Raw genomic sequence first — 17,416 nt, forward strand, 5'->3', positions numbered from 1 at the left:
CGCCACACCCGCCACCCCTCGGCGTCCCACCGCGCCGCGAACAGCGCGCCGGGCGCGCACCGCTCGGCGGGCAGCAGGTCGCCCGTCCGGAAGACCGGCGACATCGCGCGCCGCCGCGTCGTCTGGAGCACGAACCGCACCCCCGCGACCCCGTCGTCCGGCACCGCGACCGACACGGACTCGTCGAACTCGTCCGCGAGCCGCTCGGCCGCCGGCCCCAGGGCCGCCGGGATCCCGCACGCCGTGAGGTACGCGCCGGGCAGTTCCATCAGCCGGGGCGCGAGCGCGACCTCGCGCCCGTCGCTGCGCGCCAGGCCGAGCCGGTCGAGCGTCGACACCACGCGGTCGACGGTGGAGCGGGCCAGGCCGGTCTGCCGTACGAGGTCGCTGTGGCGCGTCCGGTCGTCCGCGCCGGGTGCGGACAGGGCCCGCAGGACGGTGAGCCCGCGCTCCAGCGGCCCTACGGCGTCGACGGACCCGGTGGGTTCGGCGTTCGGCATGGGGTTCCTCCTGGCAGGCCGTTGACACCGGACGGCGCGCGGCAGAGACTCGGGGCGAAGTTGGATATGAACGATAGTTCATTGCGCGAACACTGAGAACTCCACGACTCCGGGAGAGACCCGATGAGCATCCGCGACGTCTACATCGTCGACGCCGTCCGCACGCCGATCGGCAAGTTCGGAGGTGCCCTCTCCTCCGTGCGTCCGGACGACCTCGCCGCCCACGTCGTCAGGTCGCTCGTCGCCCGTACGCCCGACCTCGACCCGGCCAGGATCGACGACGTCTACTTCGGCGACGCCAACGGCGCCGGTGAGGACAACCGGGACGTCGCCCGCATGGCCGTGCTCCTCGCCGGGCTCCCGGTCTCGGTCCCCGGCGTCACCGTCAACCGCCTCTGCGGCTCCGGCCTCGAGGCCGTCATCCAGGCCGCTCGCGCCGTGTCCGTCGGCGACGCCTCCGTCGCCGTCGCGGGCGGCGTGGAGTCCATGTCCCGCGCCCCGTGGGTCCTGCGGAAGCCCGAGCGCGCGTTCCCCGCCGGTCACCAGGAGCTGTACTCGACCACGCTCGGCTGGCGCATGACCAACCCGCGGATGCCCGAGGAGTGGACCGTCCCGCTCGGCGAGGGCGCGGAGCTCGTGGCCGACAAGCACGGCATCACCCGCGAGCAGCAGGACGCGTTCGCGCTGGCCAGCCACCAGAAGGCGGCGAAGGCGTGGGCGGACGGACTGTACGACGGCGAGGTCGTGCCGTACGACGGCGTGGATCTCGCCCGCGACGAGTGCGTCCGCGACGGGTCGACCATGGAGGCCCTGGCCCGGCTGAAGCCGGTCTTCCGCGAGGACGGCAGCGTCACGGCCGGCAACGCCTCGCCCCTCAACGACGGCGCCGCCGCGCTCCTGCTCGTCGACGACGAGGGCCTGCGCGCCACCGGCCGTGAGCCGCTCGCCCGTATCCGCGCCTCCGCGGTCACCGGCGTCGAGCCGCAGCTGTTCGGCCTCGGCCCGGTCGAGGCGGTCCGGCGCGCGCTCGCCAAGGCCGGCCGGTCCTTCGACGACCTCACCACCTTCGAACTCAACGAGGCGTTCGCCGCCCAGTCGCTCGGCTGCCTCGCCGAATGGCCCGGACTCGACCCCGCCGTCGTCAACCCGCGCGGCGGCGCCATCGCCATCGGCCACCCGCTCGGCGCGTCCGGCGCCCGCCTCGCCGGGTCCGTCGCCCACCAGCTCGCCGCCGCCGGCTCCGGTACGGGCCTCGCCGCCCTGTGCATCGGCGTCGGCCAGGGCCTCGCGCTCGTACTGGAGCGCTGAGCCGGTGCGCACCGCGGTCGCGATCGTCGGAGCCGGCCCGGCCGGCCTGCTGCTCGCCCGGCTGCTGCACGGCGCCGGAATCGACTGCGTGGTCCTGGAGCACAGGACCCGCGCCCACGTCGAACAGCGCCAGCGCGCCGGCATCCTCGAACAGGGCACCGTCGACGCCCTGCGCGCATGCGGGGCCGGCGCCCGCATGGACGCCGAAGGGCTCGTCCACCACGGCATCGAGCTGCGCTTCGACCGCCGGCGCCACCGCATCGGCTTCCCCGAGCTCACCGGCGGCCGCTCGGTGACGGTGTACGCCCAGACCGAGGTCGTCAAGGACCTGATCGCCCTCCAGCTGGCCGAGGGCCCGCCTCTCCTCTTCGAGGCGCGGGCCCTCGCCGTCGAGAAGCCGGAATCCGACCATCCGGTCGTCCGCTTCACCCACGCGGGGCGCGAGCAGACCCTCGACTGCGACTACGTCGTCGGCTGCGACGGCTTCCACGGCATCGCCCGCGCCGCCGTCCCGGACGGGATCCGCCGTACGTACGAGCGCACCTACCCCTACTCCTGGCTCGGCGTCCTGGCCGATGTCCCGCCGTCCTGCGACGAGTTGATCTACGCGCGCGGTGAGGACGGCTTCGCGCTGCACAGCATGCGCTCGCCCACCGTCTCGCGCCTCTACCTCCAGGTCCCCAACGGCACCGACCCCGCCGACTGGTCCGACGAGCGGATCTGGGACGAACTCGACCGGCGCTTCGCGACGGACGACGGCGACTGGAGCCTGGCGCGCGGCCCGATCACCGCGAAGTCGGTGACACCGATGCGCAGTCACGTCACCGAGCCCATGCGCTACGGGCGGGTCTTCCTGGCCGGTGACGCGGCGCACATCGTGCCGCCCACCGGGGCCAAAGGGCTCAACCTGGCGGTGTCCGACGTACGGATCCTGGCCCGCGCCTTCGCGCACCACCACCGCACCGGGTCCGGCGAACTCCTCGACTCCTACTCGGACTTGGCCCTGCGGCGGGTGTGGCAGGCCACCCGTTTCTCGTACGACATGACTACGATGTTGCACAGTCAACCAGGCGAGAACGCGTTCGACACCCGAGTACGTCTCGCACGGCTGCACCGTCTCGCTGCCTCCGCGCCCGCCGCCGCGGAACTGGCCGCGAACTACACAGGACTGCCTCTCTGACTGGAGATCCGCATGCCCCTGCTCGACCCCAAGACCTGGCAGCCCGTCCGGCTCTCGGGTGGTGAGTCGGACGTCGTCGAGCCGGCCACGGGCGAAACGCTCGGCCGTGTCACGCTCGCCACCGCGGACGACATCGGCACGGCCGCCCGGACCGCCGGGGCCGTCCAGACGGCTTGGGCCCGCACGCCCCACTTCGCACGGGCCGCCGTGCTGCGCCGCGCCGGCGACCTCTTCACCGCGCACGCCGACGAGCTGCGGGAATGGCTCGTACGGGAGTCCGGCTCCATACCCGGCAAGGCCGACTTCGAGCTCCACGTCGCGGCCCAGGAGTGCTACGAGGCCGCCGCGCTCGCCTCCCGCCCCGCCGGGCAGGTGCTGCCGAGCGAGGCCCTGCGGCTGTCGTACACCCGGCGGGTGCCGGTCGGGGTGGTCGGAGTCGTCGCACCGTTCAACGCACCGCTGATCCTCGCCATCCGCTCGGTCGCCCCCGCGCTCGCCCTCGGCAACGGCGTGCTGCTGAAGCCCGATCCGCGCACAGCGGTCTGCGGCGGCCTGGCGCCGGCCGCCGTGTTCGCCGAGGCGGGGCTGCCGGAAGGGCTGCTGCACGTCCTGCCGGGCGGGGCCGGGGCCGGGCAGGCGCTGGTCGCCGACCCGGACGTGCCGGTCGTCTCCTTCACCGGATCCACGGCGGCCGGCCGGGCGGTGGGCGAGGCCGCCGGGCGGGCGCTCAAGCGCGCCCACCTCGAACTGGGCGGCAACTCCGCCCTCGTCGTACTGGAGGACGCCGACCTCGAAGGCGCCGTCGCCCAGGCGTCCTGGGGCTCCTTCTTCCACCAGGGCCAGATCTGCATGACCACGGGCCGCCACCTCGTGCACGACTCGCTCTACGAGGAGTACGTCGAACGGCTCGCCGCCAAGGCCGAGCCCCTGACCGTCGGCGACCCGCACCGGGAGAAGGTGCACCTGGGACCGATCATCGACCAGGGTCAACTGGACAAGATCCACGGCCTGGTGGAGGCCAGCACGGCCGGCGGCGCGAAGCTCGTGGCGGGCGGCACGCACAGCGGCCTCTTCTACCGGCCGACCGTGCTCGCGGGCGTCGACGACGACACTCCGGCGTACGCCGAGGAGGTGTTCGGCCCCGTGGCCCCGGTCCGCTCCTTCAGCACCCTGGAGGAGGCCGCGACCCTGGCGTCGGCGAGCCCGTACGGTCTCTCCCTGGGCATCGTCACCCGTGACACCGCGCTCGGGATCCAGCTCGCGGACCGCATCCCCACCGGCATCGTCCACATCAACGACCAGACGGTGAACGACGAGGCGGTGGCGCCCTTCGGCGGAGTCGCCGCGTCCGGCACCGGCGCGCGCTTCGGCGGGGAAGCGAACCTGGACGCCTTCACCGAGGTGCGCTGGACGACGGTACGCCGCGAACCGGCGGACCACCCCTTCTAGGAGCCCCCGGGCGCGGGACGCGTCAGGGCCCGGCCGCACCTCGCGGCCGGGCCCTCTGCGTGACTCGCGCGGGCGCAGGTCCGCGCCGTGACCGGGGGTGGGGGAGAGAGCCGCGGCTCCCGGGAAGAGCGTTCGTCCCAGGCAACAGAAAAGGCAAGGGAGAGTACTCGTCCCTTGCCACTCTCAACTTATAGCGCACCAGGGGGCTTGCGGCAAGGCCCCTGTCGTGCCGCAGAATCGCTCGCCGAGGCCAGAACCTGCGGAAACGGGAGACCACGAAGTGCATGTGTTGTTGACGTCCCATGAGGCGCGCGGTGACATCGGGCCGGCGGTGGGACGCGGGTCGCGGTCGCTCGGCACCGGCGTGCGGACGGGCGCACGGCGGAACGTCGCGGGTGCGACCCAGGATCGGGGCTGATGTCATGAACCCTCTGACCACAAGCGCGTTCGGCCTTTCCGACCGCCTCGCCGCCAAGGCCGACCCGACGCTGATCGCCGGCGACGAGCAGCACTTCGCGGCCATCGCGCAGAGCCTCGACGAGGCGATCGCCGAACTGTCCGACCGCCTCGACGCCGCACGCAGGGCGCCCGGCGGCATCGGCCGGGAGGCGATGGAGCGGGACACGGAGATCCACCGGCTGTCGGGCCGTCTGCGCGCCCTGCGCCGCTTCGGCCTGGACCTGTGCCTCGGACGCGTCGTCGGCGCGGACGACCCCGAGCCCCTGTACATCGGACGGCTCGGCCTCACCGACAGCGCGGGCCGCCGGCTGCTGGTCGACTGGCGCTCCCCCGCGGCCGAGCCGTTCTTCGCGGCGACCCACGCCAGCCCGATGGGCCTGGCGAGCCGCCGCAGATACCGGTGGACCCGCGGCCGGATCAGCGACTACTGGGACGAGGTGTTCACGCGGGACGGGTTCGCCGGGCACGCCGCGCTCGACGACCAGTCCGCCTTCATCGCCAGCCTGGGCGGCAACCGGTCGGAGCGGATGCGCGACGTCCTCGGCACCATCCAGTCCGACCAGGACGCCATCATCCGCGCGGGCTCCCGCGGCGCCCTTGTCGTCGACGGCGGCCCGGGTACGGGCAAGACCGTCGTCGCCCTGCACCGCTCCGCCTATCTCCTCTACTCCGACCCCCGGCTCGGTCAGCGTCGCGGCGGCGTGCTGTTCGTGGGCCCGCACCAGCCCTACCTGGCGTACGTCGCCGACGTCCTCCCCAGTCTCGGAGAGGAGGGGGTGCAGACCTGCACCCTGCGGGACCTCGTCGCTGAGGGCGCCGGCGCGGCGGTCGAGACCGACCCGGAGGTGGCCCGCCTGAAGTCGTCCGCGCGGCTGGTGCGGGCGGTCGAGACGGCCGTCAGGTACTACGAATCGCCTCCCACCGAGGGGATGACGGTCACGACCCCCTGGTCCGACGTATGGCTGAGCGCCGCCGACTGGGCCGAGGCGTTCGCAGCGGCGGAACCGGGTACTCCGCACAACGAGGCGCGTGACCAGATCTGGGAGGAGCTGGTCACGATCCTGGCGGACAAGCTCGACGGAGACATCTCGCCCCCACTGCTGCGCAGGGCGCTGCTGCACGACGAGGAGCTGACCGGCACCCTCCACCGCGCGTGGCCGCTGCTCGAAGCCGCCGATCTCGTCGGCGACCTGTGGTCGGTCCCCGCCTACCTGCGGATGTGCGCTCCCTGGCTCACCCCCGACGAGGTGCGCAGGCTCCGCCGCGCGGACGCCCAGGCCTGGACGGTGTCCGACCTCCCGCTCCTGGACGCGGCCCGCCAGCGGCTCGGCGACCCGGAGGCGGCCCGGCGCAGGCGCCGGCACGAGGCGGCCCTCGCCGCCCAGCGCGAGCGCATGGCCCAAGTGGTCGACAACCTCATCGAGGCCGCGTCCTCCTCCGGCGCCGACGGTGACGACGGCGAGGGCCTGGTGACGATGCTGCGCGGCCAGGACGCCCAGGTCAGTCTGGTCGACGAGTCCGAACTGCCCACCGCCGACCCGGATCTGCTCGCCGGCCCGTTCGCGCACATCGTCGTGGACGAGGCGCAGGAACTGACCGACGCCGAGTGGCAGATGCTGCTGCTGCGCTGCCCGTCCCGGAGCTTCACCATCGTGGGAGACCGCGCCCAGGCCAGGCACGGATTCACCGAGTCGTGGCGCGAACGGCTGGAGCGGGCCGGGCTCGACCGGATCGACGTGGCGTCGCTGAGCATCAACTACCGGACGCCGGAAGAGGTGATGGAGGAGGCCGAGCCGGTCATCCGGGCCGTGCTCCCGGACGCCAACGTGCCGACGTCCGTCCGCCGCTCCGGCATCCCCGTCGTCCACGGATCGGTCGCGGAGCTGGACGCGGTCCTCGACACCTGGCTCGCGGCGCACGACGAGGGGATCGCCTGCGTCATCGGGGATCCCACGTTCCGGGCGACGCCCCGCGTCCGGTCGCTGACCCCGGAGCTGTCGAAGGGCCTCGAATTCGACCTGGTCGTCCTCGTCGACCCCGAGGCGTTCGGGGAGGGGACCGCGGGGGCGGTCGACCACTATGTCGCCATGACCCGGGCGACCCGGCAGCTCGTCGTCCTCACGAGCTCCTGAAGCGCGCCGGCGCGGCGCCCGCCTGCCGGGCGCCGCGCCGGCAGCGCTGAACGCACAGACGCCTGCCGGCCGCCGGTGTGACACACGGCAACCAGCAGGCGAACAGCGGCCGATGGGCTCCGCCGCGACGACTCCGCCCGGCGTACCGGACGGTTCAGCGACCGCCGGACACGACCCGCCTAGCTCGCTTCCCGCGTCTCCTGCGGGCCCTGCGCGGCCTTGGCCTCTTCGACGGACTTGCGGACCTCGTCCATGTCGAGCTTGCGGGCCTGCCCGATGACGTCCTCCAGCGCGGCCTCCGGCAGCGCGCCGGGCTGCGCGAACACCGCCACGTTCTCGCGCACGATCATCAGCGTCGGGATCGAGCGGATCTCGAACGCCGCGGCCAGCTCCTGCTGGGCCTCGGTGTCGACCTTGGCGAAGACCAGGTCGTCGTGACGCTCGGACGCGCTCTCGAAGACGGGGGCGAACTGCCGGCAAGGACCGCACCAGGAAGCCCAGAAATCGATCAGGATGAAGTCGTTCTCGGACACGACCTGATCGAAGTTTTCCTTGGTGAGCTCGACGGTGGCCATGGTGTGCTCCTCTTCCTGGCATAGCGGGCGAAGCCTCCCGCACAACGGCATGCGGGCCCGCGATATTCCGCCTGCCCGGCTGGCCACGGCACACACCCCCGACCAGACTGCCCGTATGACGAATTCAGTGGATGCGCCCGACGCGGCCGAGTACGACGTCGTGGTGGTCGGGGCCGGGCCCGTCGGCGAGAACGTGGCGGACCGCGCCCGGGCGGCCGGACTGACGACGGCGGTCGTGGAGAACGAACTGATCGGCGGCGAGTGCTCCTACTGGGCGTGCATGCCCAGCAAGGCACTGCTGCGCCCGGTGACCGCGCGGGCCGACGCCCGGCGCGTGCCGGGACTGCGCCGGTCGGTGCGGGGGCCGCTCGACGCGGCCGAGGTCTTCGCGCACCGCGACTACTACGTGTCGAACTGGAAGGACGACGGCCAGGTGAGCTGGCTGGAGTCGATCGGCGTGGACATCCACCGCGGCCGGGGCCGGCTCGACGGCCCCAGGAAGGTCACCGTCGAGGCCCCCTCGGGCGAGCGCTACACCCTGACGGCGCGGCACGCGGTGGCGGTCTGCACCGGCAGCCGCGCCGCCGTGCCCGATCTGCCGGGCGCGGCCGGGGCGAACCCCTGGACCAGCCGTGAGGCGACCAGCGCGGGCAAGGCTCCGGACCGGCTGGTGGTCGTCGGCGGGGGAGTGGTCGCCGTGGAGATGGCCACCGCCTGGCAGGCTCTCGGCTCCCGGGTCACCCTGCTCGTACGCGGAGACGGCCTGCTCGCGCGGATGGAGCCGTTCGCGGGCGAGCTGGTCGCCGAGGCCCTCACCGAGGCCGGCGCCACCGTGCGCACCGGAATCTCCGTCGCCGCGCTGGAGCGGGGCGAGGGCGGCGACGGCCCGGTCACCGTCGTCCTCGACGACGGCGAACGGATCGAGGCCGACGAGGTCCTCTTCGCCACCGGCCGCGCACCGCGCACCGACGACGTCGGCCTCGAAACGGTCGGCCTGAAGCCCGGCTCCTGGCTGGAGGTCGACGAGAGCTGCCGCGTCGAGGGCCAGGACTGGCTGTACGCCGTGGGCGACGTCAACCACCGGGCGCTGATGACCCACGAGGGCAAGTACCAGGCGCGCGTCGCGGGCGCCGCCATCGCCGCCAGGGCGCACGGCGAATCCCTGGACACGGCCCCCTGGGGCGCCCACTCCGCCACCGCCGACCACGCCGCCGTGCCGCAGGTGGTCTTCACCGACCCCGAGGCCGCGTCGGTCGGACTCACCCTCGCCGAGGCCGAGGCGACCGGACGCCGGGTGCGCGCTGTCGACTACGACATGGCGTCCGTCTCGGGCGCCGGCCTGTACGCCGACGGCTACCGGGGCCGCGCCCGCATGGTCGTGGACCTGGACCGCGAGACGGTGCTGGGCGTCACCTTCGTGGGGCCGGGCGTCGCCGAACTGCTGCACTCCGCCACGGTGGCGGTGGCCGGCGAGGTCCCGATCGCGCGCCTGTGGCACGCCGTCCCGGCCTACCCGACGATCAGCGAGGTCTGGCTCCGCCTCCTGGAGACGTACCGGGGCTGACCGCCCGGCCCGCCGCCCCGGGCGTGCCGCCGGCTCCGCTCAGCCGTCGCGGCCCGGGGCGGCGGCGGGCCCGGCGGTGAACTTCCTCCGCCAGGCCAGGGACACGTACACCAGCGCGATGAGCACCGGGACTTCGATGAGCGGCCCGACGACACCGGACAGGGCCTGACCCGACGTCACGCCGAAGGTGGCGATGGCGACGGCGATGGCCAGCTCGAAGTTGTTGCCCGCCGCGGTGAAGGCGAGGGTCGCGGTGCGGTCGTACGGCAGGCCGAGGGCCTTGCCGAGCGCGAAGGTCCCGAACCACATCAGGGCGAAGTACACGAGCAGCGGGACCGCGATGCGGACCACGTCCAGCGGCTGCGAGGTGATCGTCCTTCCCTGGAGGGCGAAGAGGACGACGATCGTGAAGAGCAGGCCGTACAGCGCCCACGGGCCGATCCTCGGCAGGAACCGCGTCTCGTACCGCTCGCGCCCCAGCTTCCGCTCGCCGACCCGCCGGGTGAGGAAACCCGCCAGCAGCGGGACGCCCAGGAAGACGGCGACGTTCAGGGCGATCTCCCCCGTCGAGATGTCCAGGTGCTCGCCCTCGCCGAGGCCCAGCAGGCCGGGCAGCAGTTCGAGGTAGAACCAGCCGAGGACGCCGAAGGCGACGACCTGGAAGACCGAGTTGAGCGCGACCAGGACGGCGGCGGCCTCGCGGTCGCCGCAGGCCAGGTCGTTCCAGATGACGACCATCGCGATGCAGCGGGCCAGGCCGACGATGATCAGACCCGTGCGGTACTCGGGCAGGTCCGGCAGGAAGATCCACGCCAGCGCGAACATGACCGCGGGGCCGGCGACCCAGTTGACGACGAGCGAGGAGATCATCAGCTTCTTGTCACCGGTGACCGCGTCGAGCCTGTCGTAGCGGACCTTGGCCAGCACCGGATACATCATGATCAGCAGGCCGGCGGCGATGGGCAGCGAGATCCCGCCGATCTCGACCTTCGCGAGTGCGTCGTTCAGCCCGGGGACCAGGCGGCCGAGGCCGAGCCCGAGCGCCATGGCGAGCAGGATCCACACGGCCAGGAAGCGGTCCAGGGTCGAGAGCTTCGCGACGACCGAAGTGTCCTCGGCCGGGGGCGCGGCGGCGGGCCGGGTGGTGCGTGCGGACATCAGCAGGACCGCTTCCGGTCGCTGTCGAGCGTCGTACGGGCCGTGGCGGCCAGATCGGCGAAGGACCCCGCGAGGGCGTCGAGGACCTCGGGGCGCAGCCGGTAGTAGGTGAAGCGGCCGCAGGGTTCGGTGTCGACCACGCCCGCCTCGCGCAGGCCCGCAGATGGTTGGAGAGGTTGGTCTGCTTCGCGCCGGTCTCCTCCACGAGGTGGGTCGTGCAGAGGGTCTCGTGGGCGAGCAGCGTCACGATCCGGAGCCTGAGCGGATCCGCGAGGACGCGGATCAGGTCAGTGGTGGCTGACGTCATCATGGGCTGATACTGTCACATCAGTTGTGAGTGACACCATCGGGTGCTGATGTCAGCCGCATCCGATTCCACCGTGAGCCATCGCGCCATGAGACAAGCGAGCCGCCCCGATGTCCGAGAAGCCCTCCGTGCTCTTCGTCTGCGTCCACAACGCCGGCCGCTCCCAGATGGCCGCCGCCTGGCTGACCCACCTGGCCGGCGACCGCGTCGAGGTCCGCTCGGCCGGATCCAGCCCGGGTGACGCCGTGAACCCGGCCGCCGTCGAGGCGATGCGCGAGGTCGGCATCGACATCTCCGCCGCGACCCCGAAGATCCTCACCGTCGACGCGGTGAAGGAGTCCGACGTCTGCGTCACGATGGGCTGCGGCGACACCTGCCCGGTCTTCCCCGGCAAGCGCTACCTCGACTGGGCGCTGGAGGACCCGGCGGGGCAGGGCGTCGCGGCCGTACGCCCGATCCGCGACGAGATCAGGACGCTCGTCGAGGGCCTCGTCGAGGAGATCGCCCCCGCGCCGGCGCGGGGGCCCGAGAAGACGGCCTGAGCCGGTCGCACGGGCCGCGCGGCCCCGGCCGCCGCCGGCTGATTTCGGGAGGCCGCCCGCCCCTGCCCCCGGCGAGTCGGGCGGAGTTCCACCGACACGGAAAACAGGACGATTCACAAGCCGGGTCGGGATGGCAAGGTGCAGGAGCCGCAGTTGCGATATGGCTGCGGCCGGCGCGGCGATGGCCGGGCCGTGGCACGGAACAAAGGATCGAACTGATGGCAACAGGCACTGTGAAGTGGTTCAACGCGGACAAGGGCTTCGGGTTCATCCAGCAGGACGAGGGCGGCCCGGACGTGTTCGTCCACTTCTCCGCCATCCAGAGCCAGGGCTTCAAGGAGCTCCACGAGGGCGACAAGGTCGAATTCCAGGTCACCCAGGGCCCCAAGGGCCCGCAGGCGGAGGATGTCAACCTCCGGTAGTGCCCCCGCGGTGCCCGGCCCCGCGCCTGACCGCCGGGGCCGGGCACCGGTGCTCCCCGTCCCTCCCCGCTGCGGGCGGCGCGCCACGAGGCGCCCGCCCGCCGGGCCGCGGCCGGGTCAGACCTGGGGCGGCGCGGGCTTCAGCACGGCGAAGGTCGCGCCGAACGGGTCGGCGAGCCACGCGAGCCTGCCGACGTCCGGGATGTCGGCGGCGGGCATGACGACCGACCCGCCGTTCCCCTGCGTCCTGGCGACGGTCTCGTCGGCGTCCTCCACTGCGAAGTACGGGATCCAGCGCGGCTTCTCGGCGGCCTCCCGCAGGGCGGCCACTCCGCCGAACGAGGCGTCCTGCTGGTCGCCCTCGGCGGTGGACAGCACCGTGTACGTCATCCCCGGGGCGTCCATCTCTTGCGACCGCCAGCCGAACAGCGAGCCGTAGAAGCGCAGCGCCGCCGCCGGATCGCCGATGTGCAGCTCCGCCCAGCACAGGGTGCTGGGCGCGGAGGTCAGCTCCAGGCCCTTGACGTCGGTCGGCTGCCACAGCGCGAACTGCGCGCCGCCCGGGTCGGTGAGGGCGGCCATCCGTCCGGAGTTCATGACGTCGAACGCCTCGACGCGCGTGGTCGCGCCCCCCTGCTCGGCCGCCCTGACCGTCGCGTCCGCGTCGGGCGTCTGGAAGTACACCGTCCAGGCGGAACTGGCCCCCTCCTCCGTCAGCGGGCCGAGGGCGGCGACCGTTTTGCCGTCGAGCTGGAAGAAGCCGTAACCGCCGGCCTCGGGGCCGGCCGACAGGAAGTCCCAGCCGAAGACGCTCCCGTAGAACGCGGCGGCGCCCGCGGTGTCCGGGCTGCCGAGGTCGAGCCAGTTGGGGGACCCGGTGACGAAGTCGGTGCTCAGCATGGGTGGTACGCCCTGCCTCTCTGGAGGTTTCTCGCGGGGATGGCCGAACGGAGCACCTGTCAGCCTTGCCGATCGCGTCCACGCGGGCGTCGGCCGTCACGGTGGCGGGCGCCCGGTTTCATCCTCATGGACCAGTGGGCCGGCGTACGGGAAACCACCGCCCTCGGGCCGGCCGGCCACCTGTCAGTGCCGGTGCCCCGGGGCTTCGCTCTCGTTCCCGCCGGCCGCCGGCCCGGTGCTCGGAGCCGCCTTCCCGGCCTCGACCGTGAAGGCGGCGGTGCGCACCTTGCCGCCGTGCCGGAAGTCGAGGAAGAGGCGGTACGTTCCGGAACTCGGCGCCGTGGCGGTGAAGGAGACCTCGGGGCCGGGCTCGGTGGAGCCGTCGCCGGGCTCCCCGTCGGGGTGCACGTGCAGATAGGCCAGGTCGCCGGCGCGCAGGGCGACGAGGTGGCCGTACGCGCCGAGGTAGGGCTGGAGGTCGGTGACCGGCCTGCCGTCCTTCGCGACGCGCAGCCGCAGTTCGCCGCTGCGCCCGGGGCGCAGTCCGCCGGTGAGGGCGACCTCGTACCCGTCGACCTTGGCGGTCGTCGCGGGAGCCGGCACGGGGGCGGGCGCGTACGTGCCCGAGGCCGCCAGATCGGCGCCGAGCGTCAGGGCCCCGGCGCCCTCCTTCGCGGGCTTGAAGTCGGCGAAGGCCCGGTAGGCGCCCGCCGCCGGCAGGACGGCCGAGGTGCTCCAGGTGCCGTCGGCCGCGCGGGTCGGGTGCAGGTGGCGGTAGACCGTGAGATCCCGCGAGGCGACGATGAAGTGCAGCTCCTTGCCGTGTTCGCGCGCGAACGCGGTCACCTTGCGGCCGCTCTCGTCCCGGATCGAGAAGCGGAGCTCCGTGCGCTCGCCGGCGGCGACCCGGGGGGTGTCGAGGGCGAGGGTGTAGCCGTCCTCGGAGACCTGGAGGCCACCGGCGGCGGCCGCCGCCCCGTGCCCGTCGTGATCGTCACCGCCCCCGGGCGCCTTCGTCTCCCGCGCCGTCCCGTGCCCGTCGTGGCCGGCCGGGCGCTCGTCCGCGACCACGGGGCCCACCCCTTTGCCGACGCCGTACGCCGTGCCGAACGTCGTGGCCGCCGCCGCGGCGAAAGCTGTGATCTTCAGTCCGGTGTTCATGACGCTCCCCAGGAGGTACGGGCCGCCGCCGAAGGGCGGCCGATGCCCCCAAGATACCCCTGGGGGGTATCAAGTCAAGTGAGGAGGCGGCGTCCACGGGGCCCGCGCTCACGCCGTCCGGTCGCGGCACCCCGGTTCCCCGGGCGGCTCGTGGCCCGGCCGCGTCCGGGGTACGAGCGCCGGTGCGACGTTGCCGAGCACGGTGTCGCGGTCGATCACGACCCGGGCCACGTCGTCCCGGCCCGGCACCTCGTACATGACGTTGAGCAGCAGCTCTTCGAGGATCGTGCGGGCCGCCCGGGCGCCCGTACGGCGCAGCAGTGCCCGGTCGGCGATCGCGACGAGGGCCTCCTCGGTGAACTCCAGCTCCACGCCGTCGAGCTCGAAGAGTCGCTGGTACTGCTGGATCAGCGCGTTGCGCGGCTCGGTGAGGATCCGTACCAGCGCCGCCCGGTCGAGCGGTTGTACGGCCGACACCATCGGGAGCCGGCCCACGATCTCGGGGATCAGTCCGAACGCGAGCAGGTCCTGCGGCAGCACCCCGGCGAGAGGGGGCCGTCCCCCGGGCACGCCCGCGGGCGGCGCGGCCGACCCGAAGCCGATGCCCCGGCGCCCGGCCCGCTGCTCGACGATCCGCTCCAGGCCGGCGAACGCCCCGCCCGCGATGAAGAGCACATTGCTCGTGTCGAACGTGATGAACTCCTGCTGCGGATGCTTCCGTCCGCCTTGCGGCGGCACACTCGCGGTCGTGCCCTCCAGGATCTTCAGCAGCGCCTGCTGCACCCCCTCACCGCTGACATCGCGAGTGGCCGACGGGTTCTCACCCCTGCGGGCGATCTTGTCGATCTCGTCGATGTAGATGATCCCGGTCTCGGCCTTCCGCACGTCGAAGTCGGCGGCCTGGAGGAGCTTGAGCAAGATGTTCTCGACGTCCTCGCCGACGTACCCGGCCTCCGTCAGGGCCGTCGCGTCGGCGGTCGCGAAGGGGACCTCCAGCATCCGGGCGAGGGTCTGGACGAGATGCGTCTTGCCGCACCCGGTGGGGCCCAGCAACAGGACGTTGGACTTGCCCAGTTCGACGTCCTCGCGCCCCTCCTGCCGGCCGTTTCCCGCCGGCGTGCGCCGGCCGGCCGCCGACGCGACGCGCTTGTAGTGGTTGTGGACCGCCACCGCGAGCGCCTTCTTGGCGTCGTCCTGCCCGATGACGTACTGGTCGAGGAAGGCGCGGATCTCGTGGGGCGTCGGCGGCCCGGGCGGCGTCGCGCCGGACGGCCCGTCCGGTTCCTCGGCGATGAGTTCGTTGCACAGACCGACGCATTCGTCGCAGATGCAGATCCCCGCCGGGCCGGCGACGAGTTTCTTGACCTGCTTCTGGCTCTTCCCGCAGAAGGTGCACTTCAGCAGGCCGCCGCTGTCACCGATACGTGCCACTCGGAAACGTCCTCACTCGTCGCGGACCATTCGAATGACACCACCATATGACGTCACCATCTGGATGCCGACGGTATCTTGAACCGACACGGACGGCAACGCGCAGGCAAGTGAGGACCATGGGCCGGCTCAGCAGGGCGGAGCTGCAGGAGCACAACCGCGCGAGGGTGCTCGAAGCGGCCAGGAACGAGTTCGCCGAGCGCGGATTCCCCGGTGCCAAGGTGGACGCCATCGCCGAGCGCGCCGGTCTGACCCGCGGCGCGGTGTACTCCAACTTCCCCGGCAAACGGGCCCTGTACTTCGCCGTACTGGCCGACCTGGCCGAGCGCGTGCCCGGCCCCCCGCACCCGGCGCCCGGCCGCACCGGCCCCGAGGCCCTCGGCGCGCTCGCCCGTGCGTGGCTGGCCGAACTCCCGCTCGTCGGCGCCGGTACGGGCGGCCGGGACGGATCGCCCCGCCTGGGCAGACACCTGATGGCGGAGGTCCTCGCCGAGGAGCGGGTGCGCCTGCCGTTCGCGCAGCTGATGAAGCTCGACGCGATCCTCCTCGGTCTGGCCCTGGAGGAACTGCGGCCGCCCGGCGCGCCGCCCGGGCGCCTGGTGCGCCGGGCGGAGGCCGTCCTCACGACCCTGCACGGCGCGAGTCAGCTGGCGGACGCCGCACCGGGCTTCGTCGACCCGTTCGGCGTCGTCCGCGCCTGCGAACGGCTCGCGGGCCTCGACCTCCAGGACGCCTGGCCCCCGCCGCACCTCCCGTACATCCCCCGGGCGCGGCCAGCCGACGAGCCCTGGTCCCCGCCCGCCGCGCTCGACGCCGTGCGCGGCGGGCCCGCGCGGCTGGCGGACGACGGGGTGGTGGCCGTCCTCGGCCTGCACCGGCTCGAAGCCGCCGAGGAAGCGGTACGGGAGGCTCCGCCCGGGGCCGCGGTCACCGCCGTCCTGGTCACCGGCGAACCGGCCGAGCTGCTGCCGCTGGCCCGCCTGGCCGTCGCCGGACTGTGCGGCAGCCTGCGCCGGACCTTCCCGCCGTCCGCCTGGCCGCGGCTGCGGGTCGTGTACGACGGGTCCGGCGCCCTCGCGCGGGCGGCGGGCGTACCGGCCGTCAGTGACGGCACCGAGGCGGCGGTGCGCGTGGAGGCGGGCCGGATCGTCGCCCGCGCCGACGGCCGCGGGGCGTGCCACGCGGCGGCGGCCGCCGCGCGGGACGTGCCCGGGTCGACCGGCGCGCCACACCCGGGGGAGACCCGCCGCTGACGCCCGGTGTCACCTCCGCCGGCCGGCCGCCGGGACGCTGCGGCGATGTGACGCGCGGGCCGAGCGGCTGCCTCAGCCCAGTTCGAGGCTCGTGACGCCGAACAGCCCCGCGCGGTCGATCTCCGGCACCGGGCCCGTGTACATCCGGGCCGTCTCGAACACCGGTGCCAGACCGAGCTGTTCCATGAGGCGCCCGGCCGCCGGATGGCTGTCCGGCACGTCGACGGCGAGCGGCTCGCCGGGCGTGGTCGCTCCGAGGGCGGCCAGCAGTGCGGCGGCCACCTCTGGCGTCCCGGCGTACAGCGGGCCCACGCGCGAGGCGGCCCGGCACGCGCGCAGGACGGCGAACCCGGTGAGCCGTCCGTCGCGGACCGCCGCCAGGGCGGTGTGCCGGGGAGAGGTGATCCACGACGCCAGGAACGGATCGCGAGCCGCGGGGAAGAACCGGCGGTCGTACGCGGCGAGCTGCGTGAACGGCAGGGTCCTGGCGTCCACCAGGCTGACGCCGGCCGGGGTGGCGGTGTCCCCGGTGCCGGGTGCCCGCGGGACGCCTTCGTACCGGATGTTGTTCCAGGCGGTCCTGAAACCGGACGTGCGGTAGTTGTCCTGCTGTTCCACGACGCCGTCGAGCCCGACGTTGCGCCCGTCGAGCCGCGCCATCCCCGCCCGCCACACCTGGATGCCGTACCCCTGGCCGCGCAACGGGGGGCGGGTGATGTAGAAGCCCAGGAAGCCGAAGGAGGTGCCGTAGCGCACCACCGAGACGCAGGCGGCGGGCTCGCCGTCGAGCCGGCCCACCAGGAAGGCCCGCGGGTCGGTGGCGTAGAAGGCCCGGCCGTCGTCGAGGCCCGGATTCCATCCCTCCGCGTCCGCCCAGTCGCCGATCAGCGCGATGTCCCGCGCGCTGGCGACCCCGATCTCGAATGCAGGCATGTCTCGCTCCCGGAACGTGTGTGTCGGCGCCGGGGCGATGACCCGGGCGGCTGTCTGGACCTCAAGCGCGCTTGCTGTCCCACGGTGATCCCTGCCCCGGCGCAACTGCCCCGCCGGTGAACGGATTCAGGAGCGTATGACA

15 protein-coding genes and 1 pseudogene are annotated in these 17,416 nt (G+C 73.4%); 8 read left to right on the forward strand and 8 right to left on the reverse strand.

The features are described 5' to 3' along the window. A partial coding sequence (locus tag E2E34_RS05985; RefSeq protein ID WP_138900864.1) for a helix-turn-helix domain-containing protein occupies positions 1 to 500 on the reverse strand: 500 nt, incomplete at its 3' end. A gap of 123 nt (positions 501 to 623) precedes the next feature. Here E2E34_RS05985 and E2E34_RS05990 point away from each other — a divergent pair. From E2E34_RS05990 to helR, 4 genes are all read left to right on the forward strand, one after another. After that, entirely contained in the window at positions 624 to 1,808 is a 1,185-nt protein-coding gene (locus E2E34_RS05990) for a thiolase family protein (RefSeq protein ID WP_138900865.1), read from the forward strand. Between the two features lie 4 nt (positions 1,809 to 1,812). Beyond that, entirely contained in the window at positions 1,813 to 2,988 is a 1,176-nt protein-coding gene (locus tag E2E34_RS05995; RefSeq protein WP_138900866.1) for a 4-hydroxybenzoate 3-monooxygenase, read from the forward strand. Between the two features lie 12 nt (positions 2,989 to 3,000). Then, positions 3,001 to 4,437: a benzaldehyde dehydrogenase gene (locus tag E2E34_RS06000; RefSeq protein WP_138900867.1), complete on the forward strand. Its 1,437-nt coding sequence runs from the start codon at positions 3,001 to 3,003 to the stop codon at positions 4,435 to 4,437. Between the two features lie 422 nt (positions 4,438 to 4,859). Then, the gene (gene helR / locus E2E34_RS06005) at positions 4,860 to 7,028 is read left to right on the forward strand and encodes an RNA polymerase recycling motor ATPase HelR (protein WP_138900868.1); all 2,169 of its coding nucleotides are present in this window, start codon (positions 4,860 to 4,862) and stop codon (positions 7,026 to 7,028) included. Between the two features lie 179 nt (positions 7,029 to 7,207). Here helR and trxA read toward each other — a convergent pair whose 3' ends face one another. Beyond that, positions 7,208 to 7,603 (reverse strand): thioredoxin, encoded by a 396-nt coding sequence (gene trxA / locus E2E34_RS06010; RefSeq protein ID WP_138900869.1) that lies wholly within the window; start codon positions 7,601 to 7,603, stop codon positions 7,208 to 7,210. Positions 7,604 to 7,718: 115 nt separating this feature from the next. Between trxA and E2E34_RS06015 the strand changes: the two genes are divergently transcribed. Next, the gene (locus E2E34_RS06015) at positions 7,719 to 9,167 is read left to right on the forward strand and encodes a dihydrolipoyl dehydrogenase family protein (protein ID WP_138900870.1); all 1,449 of its coding nucleotides are present in this window, start codon (positions 7,719 to 7,721) and stop codon (positions 9,165 to 9,167) included. Between the two features lie 39 nt (positions 9,168 to 9,206). Here E2E34_RS06015 and arsB read toward each other — a convergent pair whose 3' ends face one another. Further along, entirely contained in the window at positions 9,207 to 10,325 is a 1,119-nt protein-coding gene (gene arsB, locus E2E34_RS06020) for an ACR3 family arsenite efflux transporter (RefSeq protein ID WP_138900871.1), read from the reverse strand. Beyond that, positions 10,325 to 10,635 (reverse strand): annotated as a pseudogene (locus tag E2E34_RS06025) (ArsR/SmtB family transcription factor). The gene arsB and the pseudogene E2E34_RS06025 overlap by 1 nt, the downstream one beginning before the upstream one ends. 107 nt (positions 10,636 to 10,742) lie before the next feature. On the opposite strand from E2E34_RS06025, the gene E2E34_RS06030 reads away from it, so the two are divergent. Further along, a complete protein-coding gene (locus tag E2E34_RS06030; protein ID WP_138900872.1) occupies positions 10,743 to 11,174 on the forward strand; it encodes an arsenate reductase ArsC in 432 nt (143 codons plus the stop codon). Positions 11,175 to 11,392: 218 nt separating this feature from the next. Continuing rightward, a complete protein-coding gene (locus tag E2E34_RS06035; RefSeq protein WP_138900873.1) occupies positions 11,393 to 11,596 on the forward strand; it encodes a cold-shock protein in 204 nt (67 codons plus the stop codon). A gap of 117 nt (positions 11,597 to 11,713) precedes the next feature. Here the strand turns inward: E2E34_RS06035 and E2E34_RS06040 are convergent, their stop codons facing one another. From E2E34_RS06040 to clpX, 3 genes are all read right to left on the reverse strand, one after another. Continuing rightward, the gene (locus E2E34_RS06040; protein ID WP_138900874.1) at positions 11,714 to 12,496 is read right to left on the reverse strand and encodes a VOC family protein; all 783 of its coding nucleotides are present in this window, start codon (positions 12,494 to 12,496) and stop codon (positions 11,714 to 11,716) included. Positions 12,497 to 12,679: 183 nt separating this feature from the next. Further along, positions 12,680 to 13,657 carry a DUF8832 domain-containing protein gene (locus E2E34_RS06045; RefSeq protein WP_138900875.1) on the reverse strand — a complete coding sequence of 326 codons (978 nt, stop codon included), beginning with the start codon at positions 13,655 to 13,657 and terminating at the stop codon, positions 12,680 to 12,682. Positions 13,658 to 13,765: 108 nt separating this feature from the next. After that, the gene (gene clpX / locus E2E34_RS06050) at positions 13,766 to 15,088 is read right to left on the reverse strand and encodes an ATP-dependent Clp protease ATP-binding subunit ClpX (protein ID WP_138900876.1); all 1,323 of its coding nucleotides are present in this window, start codon (positions 15,086 to 15,088) and stop codon (positions 13,766 to 13,768) included. Between the two features lie 119 nt (positions 15,089 to 15,207). On the opposite strand from clpX, the gene E2E34_RS06055 reads away from it, so the two are divergent. Beyond that, positions 15,208 to 16,341, forward strand: a complete 1,134-nt coding sequence (locus tag E2E34_RS06055) for a TetR/AcrR family transcriptional regulator (protein WP_138900877.1) — start codon at positions 15,208 to 15,210, stop codon at positions 16,339 to 16,341. Between the two features lie 72 nt (positions 16,342 to 16,413). Here the strand turns inward: E2E34_RS06055 and E2E34_RS06060 are convergent, their stop codons facing one another. Continuing rightward, positions 16,414 to 17,274, reverse strand: a complete 861-nt coding sequence (locus E2E34_RS06060) for a GNAT family N-acetyltransferase (protein ID WP_138900878.1) — start codon at positions 17,272 to 17,274, stop codon at positions 16,414 to 16,416. Between the last annotated feature and the right edge of the window lie 142 nt (positions 17,275 to 17,416).

The sequence above is a fragment of the Streptomyces albidochromogenes genome, from assembly GCF_005981925.1.
Classification (GTDB): domain Bacteria; phylum Actinomycetota; class Actinomycetes; order Streptomycetales; family Streptomycetaceae; genus Streptomyces; species Streptomyces albidochromogenes.